Raw genomic sequence first — 9,450 nt, 5'->3', positions numbered from 1 at the left:
TAGCCAGGTTTTCTGTTTAGCTGCATAATCGCGATAATTATAATTTCATCATCGACGACTTGATAGACTACCGCAAAAGGGAATCGGTTTGTTAGGCAGCGCCTCGTGTTTTTCGAAAAACCGGACCAAGCCAAAGGGAAACTAATTATTCTTTGAATTGTCGAGTAAACTTCTTTTGCAAATTCCCGGCCAAGATCGAAACGACATTCTTCAAAGTAATCGGTCACCTCTAAGAGCTCTTTCTTTGCGTCGGGGTGAAAGGAGTATTTCATTTCGCGAGCTTCTGATTGATTTCTTTAAAAACGTCTTTGCCAGGTATGGTTTTGACTTTACCGGTTCCGATTTCATCGATCCGTTTTTCAGCTTCTTTTGCCCATAACACATCTATCTCTTTTTGCGATGGATGCAAGCTATCTAGAATTTTTTCAACCAGTTTCGTTTTTATGTCTACAGGAAGCGACTCAACCATGGAAATTAATTCATTTGTTTTGATAGTCATATTGTCAACTCCTTTTTCTTATTCTTACTTTAGTATACCGCTATGATTCATAGACTGCTATTCGATATTAATTTTATTAATATCGTTGTTATCATTTGATTTTAATTCCTAACGCTTTAATTCAGTGGTGGTTAAACGGCGTGTTTTTGGCCGTTTAAGCATCCGCTGGAATGGATTGTTAGGTTTGCACTTCATTTTACAACGACCGGTTAAAAGAACAACGGTTGAGTGCAGGGCATTCGGTTTAGTAAAAAGCGCCAATGAGAAGTGTCATTTGCATATCTCTTTGACTCGTCCTATCTCTCCACTAGTTAATCTTACTTTTATGCCATGAGGATGTGAAGGAGACTTTGTCAAAATATCTTTGACAACTCCTTCGGTTAGTTTGCCGCTTTTTTGGTCTTGTTTTAATACTATTTTGACCTTAATGCCTTGCTTTATATTCAATATTTTCCCATCCATAGGTAGGTAGGTATTTTATTTATTAACATAACTATGCTTATACCGACCCGCATAATACTCCAAAATTGCTATTTGTGCCCATATAAGACGCCTCCAGAAATACACCAATTGTCGCTATAATCCATGCTAAGTGCATCTGTTTTGAAGAAATGCTGTTTTATCATGGCGCGTTATATGGATCGGCATATAATCCTCTCTAAAATTATCTTCGAACGTACCCTAAGAGTTGAACTGCTATTGAAGAATCATAAAGTGAAGGCGGTATTTAAAGGTCGGCCGGTGACGGTTACCGTATCCAAACGTCCTATCGGCACACTATAAATCCTCTGGTCGCAATCCGGTATGTTTCGAAATGCGTGAAAGCATCTTAGGGCCGATTTCCTCTTTGTCATGAAAAGCAAAAGTGTAATCTGGATATCCCGATCTTGATAGGACCTTGTGCGAGGAACCCGATTCGCGTTTGACCACCCACCCTATTCGTAGTAGAGCAGCAAGCACTTGCCTCGCGCGTGTGCTCGGCCAGGTACTTATGCGGCCGCAAAGGTAATGTTTTGTAAATCTGGGCTTTCTTCGCCGTGTTCGAGGCGATCAGCTATAACGCGCAAAGCAAGTGCTTGAGCCTTTGCCCTTGCCTCATTTGGCGTCTGTCCGTAAGCCATTACACCGGGAAGTTCAGCGATTTCAGCTAACCATCGCCCATCAACTTCTTGTTCAACTTGTAGAACCAATCTCATATCCTCACCTCTTACACGTTCGCTCTTTAATTTTATCATATTTTTCAATAGGTTTGTTTGGTTTCCTTACTTCGAAGACCTAACGCTCGGGCGTCAGTCGCCCTATTGACTGCAAGACCAGCGAATACTTCCCTTTGTTGACTACGCGCGTTGGTTAGGCCACGGACTCTTCGTTGACATCCCAACCTGGAAACAATAACACTGCAGGATGACACTTTAGAGCGCGAGCAAGAGCCTTTGCACGCTCAACTCCAAGATTTACTCGATCGTTCTCTATTGCAGAAATTGTTGACTGGGGGATCTTTGTCAAGCTTGAGAGTTCATTTTGACTTAGACCTTGAAGTTCTCGGATAATACGTACAGATTCACCAATTGAGACATCAAGAGTCTTCGTCGCTTTACGATATTCCTTGAGATTCATATTTTTACCTCCTTCGATAGTCGTGAGCAGTTATATCAATCACTAAGACAATAACTTCTTGAGAAACCACTTTATAAATCAGCCGATACTGGTATCCCAATCTAGAAGCTCGATGTCCTTTATGTTCACCATGTAAAGCTTCATCATGGAATCCCTTGATGAGTCTGAGCCCCTCCGGTCCCGTTATTCTTACAATATCTTTCCATTTTTCATAACGTTTGAGGACCTGAATAGGTAATTGTTCCATCTCTTTAGCAACGCGCCGGTGCTCATAAATTTCCCACATATCATAAATGTACTATACCATATTGTGTATGTCAAGCAGCCTCTCCGCCTAACGCCCCGAGTTGAGCTGCTGCCCGTAGGGCTGAGGGGTAAACGGGGACCAGATACTTTGGCAACCTGATGCAAAAGGAATATCCACGTTTTCGTTATTGGGGCGGTCATAATTGGATAATGTTACAAGTCCGGCCAGATTAATAGCATCCACCCACAAATTAACAACTTCAATTCCTGTACGTTCATCGGTGTTGTCAATGGTTTCCCAAATCAAGGATTCAGCTTCCGCAGCGTGGGCACCGATATTTTCGTAAAAAGCTTGTCCGAGGACGGCGTTTTTCTTAAACCTCTCTTTTCGGCCAGAAAACGGCCTGCGGTTTTCGATGGAGCCTTGAATCCCAAATAACATGATGCCCCGCTACACCCGGCATTTTGAGCGGGAAGGCAGCCCGGTTTACCATTTGCAATCACGTTCAACTGAACATGCACGTCCATGGTTCGTTTTCAGGAATTACTGCATCGGCAGGGGGCGGTGCATGCAAACGACCATCCTGTGGACGGCATCTTTACCGGGAGATGCTGAAGCAATCGATTTAGACTGTCTTTTACTTTTCGGGCATCCATTCCTTTATCCATTTTTCTGCAATCAAGCCATGAACGATAAAAGGGTCTTTTTCGATTATCGCCGTAGCATCTGCAAGGCCCATAGCCTCAAAAGATATTAAGCCACCACTTCTGTCGGCAAATGGTCCCCCGATATACTTTTCAAAATTATTATTTTTCCAATATGCAATATGAGCGGGAACAACTTCCCGAATTTTGTCAGGGTCGTTTTTCATGAAATAGAAAAAGTCAATACAAATAGACATTGTTGTTTCTCCTTATGAATTTGTTCGGGCATAACGGCTGGCGTTAGTGGCAGTGGGGCGGGCGTGTACTCGCTCCGCGAGCAGGATTCTGCTTGGGCGTAGCATAAATCCAATTTAGCGGGGTGAATCCCCACTGTCCACTGCACGCTTTGTTAGCCTGCTTTAACAATTCAGAATAGCAATCGCGCTATGTACCATACTTGCCCATTTATCAGAGCCCAAGCAATCATAGGTCCGACTACGTTTCGGGTGTATTTGTAGATAAGACCCAGAACAAGAAAAATCGCACTAGTATAGATGGCGTTCGATATGTTTGTGGTTAAGATGTGTATCAGAGCAAAGAGCAAAACGGTTATGATGAGTCCCCAGGGATTTGCTCTCATCCTGCTCTTGAATATGTTGTCGGTATTGACGACTAGCCAAACGAAGAAGAAAACCTCCAATGGCCCCCAGGCGATTATTCCCAATAGAGCATACCAAAGATTCCAGGGAAAACCTAGATGTAACGTTGGACGACTGTCGGTTATCAATCGCCCCGTCATCAGATAGCCAAAACCAAACATTACCACTACGAATAGCGATGATAGCAACAGGGACTTTGCCAACCCCTGACGGGCAAGCCCATATTGCGCCAATTCATCCCTGCAAATCAAAGTGAACAACAGAGGAAGCAAACCTACGGAGACGATCTCGATGTATACAGCAAGGTATGCTCTCTCTCCCGCCAACACTTTCGAAGCCGATGCCAGTTGCACTCCTTGGATTGCCAAAATGATTAGTACTGTCAATGCTGCACCGACGAACCACCACATCCAAGTTGCAATAACTCGGAACAGAGGGTTGTATGCAAAAGTGAACTGTTTGTTCTGTTTCATCTTTCACATCTCTTCGATATATGAGAATACAGATGTCTTAGTAGCGCACCCGACCTTGCTCAATAAAGCGGCATAACGTCTGAAATCAGCGGTGGCGCTTAGCCGTCCGCTGGATTTACTTGTTAGGCGCTTTTTAATTCTCCTTCATTTTTCTACTTCAAGTGCTATGCGACACTCAATGGATTGATACGCTCAATCTTCTTCTTGCTGGCCCGCGCTGCCTCCCAAAGATCTACGGCACGCTGAGCTTTGAGCCAAAACTCCGGCGTATTGCCGAACAAGCGGGCGAGGCGAAGCGCCATCTCGGGGCTGACTGCCCGACGTTCCCGGACCAACTCATTGACCGTCTGGCGCGACACACCAAGCGCCCTAGCAAGACTCGACACGGTGAGGCCGTAATCCGGCAAAAAATCCTCGCGCAGCATCTCGCCGGGATGAGTCGGTCGAATTTTACGCTCTCCAATATTCTGAATACTCATATTTTACACCTCATCTTAGTGGTAGTCCGTAAGTTCTATGTCGTAGGCGTCGCCGTTGACAAACCGGAAACATATGCGCCATTGATCATTGACGGAGATCGAATACTGTCCCTGCCGTTCTCGTTCGAGTTCGTGGAGTCGATTGCTTGGGGGAACCTTCAAGTCATCCAAACCCGTTGCCAAGTCGACGTATTCCAGCTTGCGGATTGCCCGCTTATTGATTTCCGGCGGAAAACGCTTTGATTTACCCTTTTGGTAAAACTCTTGCGTATGCCTATCGGCAAACGTCTTGATCATGCATCAATAGTAAGCTATCACGTGACACTTGTCAATGCAACATGGAATTGTTATGGCCGCCTAACTATGTTTATACTGATCCGCATAATACTCCAAAATTGCTATTTGTGCCCATATAAGGCGCCTCTAGAAATACATCACTTGTCGCTATAATCAATGCTAAATGCACCTGTTTTGACTAAACGCTATTTTATCATGGTGTCTTATGCGGATCGGTATATAATACTGTCTAAAACTGCCTTATTTAACCTTACAACATATCTACCGGGCTACGAACCCCAGCCGGGCCACGGTTAAGGATATGGGTGTAAACTAATGTTTCATGTATATGATGACGGCCTTCTTTGCCGGCGCTTAGATCTTTATGGTGAATCGCCCTGACTTTCCTTAAAGAGAATTAGCGGGGAACGCTCACGCCACGCTGCACTTAGTATGCACCCACGGAAAAAGCCTAGAACCCCTATCTTGGTGATCCTAAGCCTCTGACCTGTGGGCGCTAGAGGATTTGAACCTCTGACCCCTTCCGCGTCAAGGAAGTACTCTCCCCCTGAGCTAAGCGCCCTTATTGAATTGGAGGCGACGACCGGAGTCGAACCGGTGTACATGGTTTTGCAGACCATTGCCTAAGCCACTCGGCCACGTCGCCGTGATGTGATAAATATGGGAGAGAACATTCCCAAAGAGTTCCCTCCCAAACTATTGAGCGGATGACGAGACTCGAACTCGCGACCCCGACCTTGGCAAGGTCGTGCTCTACCAACTGAGCTACATCCGCACTGCGAAAAAAATTTTACCATTAATTTCGGATTTCTGCAAATCCGACGGCATAATTAACGCCATTTTTGCCGGGCTCTGCAAAACCGATTCTATTCTTCATCTTATAGAAAAACTTACTACTGGAGATGTCTTACGTACTGCTCAAAAAGGGCAATGGCCGATTCAATACTCTCACCGGGAGTCTTATCATCAGATTCCTTTTTAACACAATTCCGGATTGTGCTGGCTAGAATAATCTCACCTACCCGCTGAAACGCCCCTTTCGCCGCTGCAAATTGCGTGAGAACGCTCTCGCAGTCCTCACCCATTTCTACCAATCGCTGGAGACCTCGAAGCTGGCCCTCAAGCCTTTTCAGCCTCGTTATAATCCGTTTGGCCTCTTCTTCACGATCATAAACTGCCATGCCCTCACCTCTCCTTTATTGCAATAAGGGTCTTAATTCATAATTTTCTTAACGTTCTTGTCTAACACATCTTTAGTTGTTTCGCCGACTATCTTGTTCACAACGTTTCCGTCTTTTCCGATGAACACGAGCGTCGGGATGTATTGTGCACCGTATTTGTTGGCCATATCGGCATTGGCCTGATTATCCACATCATAAAAATCAAATGGGACTTTGCTCTCGAACTCGTTCTTAGCCTGCTCAACTAGCGGCTTTACCTTTCTGCATGACGGTCACCAAGTGGCCGAGAACAACAGCACGCGAGGTCCCTTTACAACGGTCTGCTGTGTCGCGCTTTGCTGCACGTTGGTCTGTTGGCCTTGCGTGCTATCGGCGGCTTTGTTGCCCCCGCAGCCTGCGGCCAGAATAAGCAAGAGCCCGATTATGGCAACGATTCCTAGTACTTTTAATACGGTCTTTCTTTCCGACAAAACAATCTCCTTTCACCAAACCTAGCCTTGATGAATACTTCTTGCTACACACCATAGTATAACATGAGTACCGTTGCCAGGCACAGTATAGCATAACTCGCTTAGTGCGGATATTCATGGTAAGCAGGCATGTTTAACAATGAAGGCCCTCCGAAGAAGGCCCTAAATATTCCCAGCCCCCGCATACGCGGGGTGTATGTTATCACTCAGGCCTCCGGCCCGAATGTACCTATCCTCCTCAGCTAAAGCCGCCGGTTCCGCAGCCTCCGCCGGAGTATCCACCATCAGAACAACCGCCGCTTGACGAACGACCCGTCGCCGCATATCCGAAGAAGTCGCGATAGACCTGTCTTACGTTTCCTCCCCCGCAGCTCGGGCATACTTTATCCGTATCACGGGCCATCCTCATCAAGAAAAACTCAAAGTCTTTGCCGCAATCATCGCAAAAGAACTGATAAGTTGGCATATTCCCTCCAATCAACCGGTAGAACCGGTTCAAACTTTAAAAAACAAAAATCAAACTGCAGAAGTTAGATAAAAAACTAAAACTTAGAACTAATAGTGCTATTAAAGGCCAAACTGGCGAATAATCTCTTCTTTCGGGACTGCGCCGATAATTTGACCGGCCGCCTGCCCGTCTTTGAAGAGCATAAGTGTTGGGATGCTCATTACGCCGAACCTGCCCGCCCATTCGCGCTCGTCATCGACGTTGATCTTGGCGATCTTCACCTTTCCGTCATACTCCTTGGCAATTTCCTCGAGCCTCGGCCCGACTATCTTGCACGGCCCACACCAGGGAGCCCAAAAATCAACTATTACCGGCTTATTCGATTTCAATACTTCGGAATCAAATTGAGCGTCACTTATAGTAACGATATTCTCTGCCATCAACCAATCACTCCTTTTTCTTTATTTATACCCCCTAGGGGTATTTTTGTCAATAGTATTTTGCTATTTTTTAATCGAGCAGGCATACATCGTCGGTGTCCTGGTGGAATTTAACAGTCAACGCAGGTATTATTGCTGGTAATAAGGCTAATGTATCAGATTTCTAGCCGGCGCGCAACCGACCGGTTTTACCCATTTGGCCTATTTTCCGCCCGATCGCCCAGTATGCTTCGGCCGCAAAGACGATCGGCCTGAGGGCTTCGACATTAAGCTTATCATCCTTGAGAACCAGTTCTTCAACGTGAGTCGCCACGACACGCCCGATATAGTAGTCATGGGTTCCCAAACGTAAAACTTCCTGGACTTTGCACTCAATGCTGATTGCGGCCTCAAGAACGGTCGGCGCTTTAACTTCTTTTGCCGGATACGCAGTGAGGCGCGCTTGCTCGAACTTATCGACATCCCGCCCGGACAGCCTTCCGAGAAGATCGATTTCCCTCTCAAAGCCCTCCTCCATGATATTGACGGTAAATTCGCCGTTATCCTCAATCAGCGAATGCGCGTAGTGGGAAGCGTTGATGCCCACGCCGATATAGAGCGGGTCGGTACATAAAACCCCGATCCATGAGGCCGTAAATATGTCGGAAACATTTTCGTTATTTGCAACGGTTACCAGGGTTAACGGAAGCGGCAGCAACCCTATTATGCCTGACACGAGCTTCTTAGCCATAGTATCACCCCTATGTCAAATACCTGAAGAACTTAAACACTGCTTCTATCCGGTCTATTCCCATAAACACGCTTAACAAAAATAGGACGGGGCTTGACTCCGCCCTATGTCTTCTCGTAATTTGCTTTTTGTTACTATTAAGAATTAACTGCCCCTTGAGGCCTACTTTAGTTTGTCTTTTACATAGCCGGCGATTATATTGATCTGCCCATCCGAAAGCTCTCCGCCCTTGAAGCCCGGCATTACGACATCCTGGCCGCTCTTGGTGCCGGTCTCGATTTGCTTCTTGACCTGCTCAACGGTAAACGCCGTCCCTTTTATGGAGGGGCCAACGGTGCCGCTTCCATCGTGCCCGTGGCAAGCGCCGCAGTTGTCGATATAGAGCTGCGAAGCGTCCTTAACATCTTTTACCCGTGATTCCTGTGCTTGTTCCTGCTTGGCGATCGGTGAGCCTCCTTCAGATGCCCCGGTTGTCTTCTCTTCGCCGCCCCCCGAGCAACCTGCAACCACAAAACTCGCGAGCGCCGCTAGAAGGAAAAGGACCAGAATGCTCATCCAATTCTTGTTGTTCTCTTTTTCCAGTTTCAAAAGATTCCCTCCCCGCTTACCGTATGCAATAATCCATTAGTAACTTATGTGACAATTTGTGATTAATAGCTATCTATAAATTACAGCATTATGCTTGCCAGCGCTAGTACTTGTTCATAAATTATCAATGCTAAATGTAATAAATTAGGGATTCTATGCTAAAATATTTCTTCTTTGCTATACGCCGTGAAAATATCTTCCTGGATAAGCGATACCGGTCCGATCGTAGTTGAAAGTTCCTTGCGGTGTAATTTTCTAAGCTGTCTGCCGTTGAGGAGGTTTGCGCCCCTTGCCGACGTTATCGCCACAGTTCCTATCGCAGCCAAAAGAATAGCCAGCCGTCTTCTTATGATCATCACTTAGCCCCCTAAGCTAGTGTCTGCCAAATAAAAAATCCCGGCCACTTGACACCGGGATTACTAACGCCGTTATGACTCTTAGTATCCACCCCAGGCCTCGAGAGTGGTCGTTACGTGAATTTACAGGTCTCCTGGCTTCCGGATCTTTGTTTACCAACGCCTTCCCGGTTTCAAACGAAACCAGTGGCATACCGCGGCTTACTCCCCGGTTACAGTGACGGGCTCGCGCTGGACTTTCACCAGCTTCCCTGACTATGCGCCGGTATATCACAGTTTTACCCGAACGCAAAACCGCTATAGTACCATTTTATGGATTAAA

At 46.1% G+C, this 9,450-nt stretch carries 19 protein-coding genes, 3 tRNA genes, 1 pseudogene and 1 riboswitch; all 23 genes and pseudogenes read right to left on the bottom strand.

Annotated elements, in window-relative coordinates:
- A partial coding sequence (locus tag COY37_RS05375; RefSeq protein WP_286976590.1) for a type II toxin-antitoxin system RelE/ParE family toxin occupies positions 1 to 272 on the bottom strand: 272 nt, incomplete at its 3' end.
- Positions 269 to 499, bottom strand: a complete 231-nt coding sequence (locus tag COY37_RS05370; protein WP_174571988.1) for an addiction module protein — start codon at positions 497 to 499, stop codon at positions 269 to 271. The genes COY37_RS05375 and COY37_RS05370, both read right to left, overlap by 4 nt.
- 270 nt (positions 500 to 769) lie before the next feature.
- Positions 770 to 961 carry a YwbE family protein gene (locus COY37_RS05365; RefSeq protein ID WP_286678602.1) on the bottom strand — a complete coding sequence of 64 codons (192 nt, stop codon included), beginning with the start codon at positions 959 to 961 and terminating at the stop codon, positions 770 to 772.
- Between the two features lie 315 nt (positions 962 to 1,276).
- Positions 1,277 to 1,492 (bottom strand): type II toxin-antitoxin system HicA family toxin, encoded by a 216-nt coding sequence (locus COY37_RS05360; protein ID WP_353682453.1) that lies wholly within the window; start codon positions 1,490 to 1,492, stop codon positions 1,277 to 1,279.
- Positions 1,489 to 1,734, bottom strand: coding sequence for a type II toxin-antitoxin system HicB family antitoxin (locus COY37_RS05355; RefSeq protein WP_286678604.1), 246 nt, complete (start codon positions 1,732 to 1,734; stop codon positions 1,489 to 1,491). Before COY37_RS05355 ends, COY37_RS05360 begins: the two co-directional genes overlap by 4 nt.
- 115 nt (positions 1,735 to 1,849) lie before the next feature.
- Positions 1,850 to 2,116, bottom strand: coding sequence for a helix-turn-helix domain-containing protein (locus COY37_RS05350; protein WP_286678605.1), 267 nt, complete (start codon positions 2,114 to 2,116; stop codon positions 1,850 to 1,852).
- A 4-nt stretch (positions 2,117 to 2,120) separates the two neighbouring features.
- Entirely contained in the window at positions 2,121 to 2,402 is a 282-nt protein-coding gene (locus tag COY37_RS05345; RefSeq protein ID WP_286678606.1) for a type II toxin-antitoxin system mRNA interferase toxin, RelE/StbE family, read from the bottom strand.
- A 48-nt stretch (positions 2,403 to 2,450) separates the two neighbouring features.
- Positions 2,451 to 2,804, bottom strand: coding sequence for a DUF169 domain-containing protein (locus tag COY37_RS05340; protein ID WP_286678607.1), 354 nt, complete (start codon positions 2,802 to 2,804; stop codon positions 2,451 to 2,453).
- Positions 2,805 to 3,000: 196 nt separating this feature from the next.
- Complete coding sequence (locus COY37_RS05335) at positions 3,001 to 3,264, bottom strand: YciI family protein (protein WP_286976583.1); 264 nt, start codon at positions 3,262 to 3,264, stop codon at positions 3,001 to 3,003.
- Positions 3,265 to 3,434: 170 nt separating this feature from the next.
- Positions 3,435 to 4,139 carry a CPBP family glutamic-type intramembrane protease gene (locus tag COY37_RS05330; RefSeq protein WP_286678609.1) on the bottom strand — a complete coding sequence of 235 codons (705 nt, stop codon included), beginning with the start codon at positions 4,137 to 4,139 and terminating at the stop codon, positions 3,435 to 3,437.
- Between the two features lie 164 nt (positions 4,140 to 4,303).
- Positions 4,304 to 4,618: a HigA family addiction module antitoxin gene (locus COY37_RS05325; protein ID WP_286678610.1), complete on the bottom strand. Its 315-nt coding sequence runs from the start codon at positions 4,616 to 4,618 to the stop codon at positions 4,304 to 4,306.
- A gap of 15 nt (positions 4,619 to 4,633) precedes the next feature.
- Positions 4,634 to 4,915: a type II toxin-antitoxin system RelE/ParE family toxin gene (locus COY37_RS05320; RefSeq protein ID WP_286678611.1), complete on the bottom strand. Its 282-nt coding sequence runs from the start codon at positions 4,913 to 4,915 to the stop codon at positions 4,634 to 4,636.
- A 490-nt stretch (positions 4,916 to 5,405) separates the two neighbouring features.
- Positions 5,406 to 5,477 (bottom strand) — tRNA-Val (locus COY37_RS05315).
- A gap of 9 nt (positions 5,478 to 5,486) precedes the next feature.
- Positions 5,487 to 5,561 (bottom strand) — tRNA-Cys (locus tag COY37_RS05310).
- Positions 5,562 to 5,617: 56 nt separating this feature from the next.
- Positions 5,618 to 5,690 (bottom strand) — tRNA-Gly (locus COY37_RS05305).
- Positions 5,691 to 5,808: 118 nt separating this feature from the next.
- A complete protein-coding gene (locus COY37_RS05300; RefSeq protein WP_286678612.1) occupies positions 5,809 to 6,096 on the bottom strand; it encodes a metal-sensitive transcriptional regulator in 288 nt (95 codons plus the stop codon).
- Between the two features lie 32 nt (positions 6,097 to 6,128).
- Positions 6,129 to 6,356 (bottom strand): annotated as a pseudogene (locus COY37_RS05295) (thioredoxin family protein); the annotation flags it as partial.
- A 12-nt stretch (positions 6,357 to 6,368) separates the two neighbouring features.
- Entirely contained in the window at positions 6,369 to 6,566 is a 198-nt protein-coding gene (locus COY37_RS05290; protein WP_286678613.1) for a hypothetical protein, read from the bottom strand.
- A 238-nt stretch (positions 6,567 to 6,804) separates the two neighbouring features.
- Positions 6,805 to 7,032 (bottom strand): FmdB family zinc ribbon protein, encoded by a 228-nt coding sequence (locus tag COY37_RS05285; protein WP_286678614.1) that lies wholly within the window; start codon positions 7,030 to 7,032, stop codon positions 6,805 to 6,807.
- Between the two features lie 101 nt (positions 7,033 to 7,133).
- A complete protein-coding gene (gene trxA, locus COY37_RS05280; RefSeq protein WP_286678615.1) occupies positions 7,134 to 7,454 on the bottom strand; it encodes a thioredoxin in 321 nt (106 codons plus the stop codon).
- A gap of 163 nt (positions 7,455 to 7,617) precedes the next feature.
- Entirely contained in the window at positions 7,618 to 8,184 is a 567-nt protein-coding gene (locus tag COY37_RS05275) for a flavin reductase family protein (protein ID WP_286678616.1), read from the bottom strand.
- A 162-nt stretch (positions 8,185 to 8,346) separates the two neighbouring features.
- Positions 8,347 to 8,772, bottom strand: a complete 426-nt coding sequence (locus COY37_RS05270; protein WP_286678617.1) for a c-type cytochrome — start codon at positions 8,770 to 8,772, stop codon at positions 8,347 to 8,349.
- Between the two features lie 158 nt (positions 8,773 to 8,930).
- Positions 8,931 to 9,128: a hypothetical protein gene (locus tag COY37_RS05265; RefSeq protein WP_286678618.1), complete on the bottom strand. Its 198-nt coding sequence runs from the start codon at positions 9,126 to 9,128 to the stop codon at positions 8,931 to 8,933.
- A 110-nt stretch (positions 9,129 to 9,238) separates the two neighbouring features.
- A riboswitch (cobalamin riboswitch) is annotated at positions 9,239 to 9,434 on the bottom strand.
- Positions 9,435 to 9,450: the final 16 nt, after the last annotated feature.

The organism is Candidatus Aquicultor secundus, from assembly GCF_002791875.1.
GTDB lineage: Bacteria > Actinomycetota > Aquicultoria > Aquicultorales > Aquicultoraceae > Aquicultor_A > Aquicultor_A secundus.
Note: the sequence above shows the minus strand (reverse complement) of the source record. Positions and strands in the feature narration are given on the sequence as shown.

Bases quoted from the DNA above. Each gene is read 5' to 3' on its own strand.
- COY37_RS05370 (WP_174571988.1), bottom strand. From the start codon at position 499: ATGACTATCAAAACAAATGAATTAATTTCCATGGTTGAGTCGCTTCCT.
- COY37_RS05365 (WP_286678602.1), bottom strand. From the start codon at position 961: ATGGATGGGAAAATATTGAATATAAAGCAAGGCATTAAGGTCAAAATA.
- COY37_RS05355 (WP_286678604.1), bottom strand. From the start codon at position 1,734: ATGATAAAATTAAAGAGCGAACGTGTAAGAGGTGAGGATATGAGATTG.
- COY37_RS05350 (WP_286678605.1), bottom strand. From the start codon at position 2,116: ATGAATCTCAAGGAATATCGTAAAGCGACGAAGACTCTTGATGTCTCA.
- COY37_RS05345 (WP_286678606.1), bottom strand. From the start codon at position 2,402: ATGTGGGAAATTTATGAGCACCGGCGCGTTGCTAAAGAGATGGAACAA.
- COY37_RS05340 (WP_286678607.1), bottom strand. From the start codon at position 2,804: ATGTTATTTGGGATTCAAGGCTCCATCGAAAACCGCAGGCCGTTTTCT.
- COY37_RS05335 (WP_286976583.1), bottom strand. From the start codon at position 3,264: ATGTCTATTTGTATTGACTTTTTCTATTTCATGAAAAACGACCCTGAC.
- COY37_RS05330 (WP_286678609.1), bottom strand. From the start codon at position 4,139: ATGAAACAGAACAAACAGTTCACTTTTGCATACAACCCTCTGTTCCGA.
- COY37_RS05325 (WP_286678610.1), bottom strand. From the start codon at position 4,618: ATGAGTATTCAGAATATTGGAGAGCGTAAAATTCGACCGACTCATCCC.
- COY37_RS05320 (WP_286678611.1), bottom strand. From the start codon at position 4,915: ATGATCAAGACGTTTGCCGATAGGCATACGCAAGAGTTTTACCAAAAG.
- COY37_RS05300 (WP_286678612.1), bottom strand. From the start codon at position 6,096: ATGGCAGTTTATGATCGTGAAGAAGAGGCCAAACGGATTATAACGAGG.
- COY37_RS05285 (WP_286678614.1), bottom strand. From the start codon at position 7,032: ATGCCAACTTATCAGTTCTTTTGCGATGATTGCGGCAAAGACTTTGAG.
- trxA (WP_286678615.1), bottom strand. From the start codon at position 7,454: ATGGCAGAGAATATCGTTACTATAAGTGACGCTCAATTTGATTCCGAA.
- COY37_RS05275 (WP_286678616.1), bottom strand. From the start codon at position 8,184: ATGGCTAAGAAGCTCGTGTCAGGCATAATAGGGTTGCTGCCGCTTCCG.
- COY37_RS05265 (WP_286678618.1), bottom strand. From the start codon at position 9,128: ATGATCATAAGAAGACGGCTGGCTATTCTTTTGGCTGCGATAGGAACT.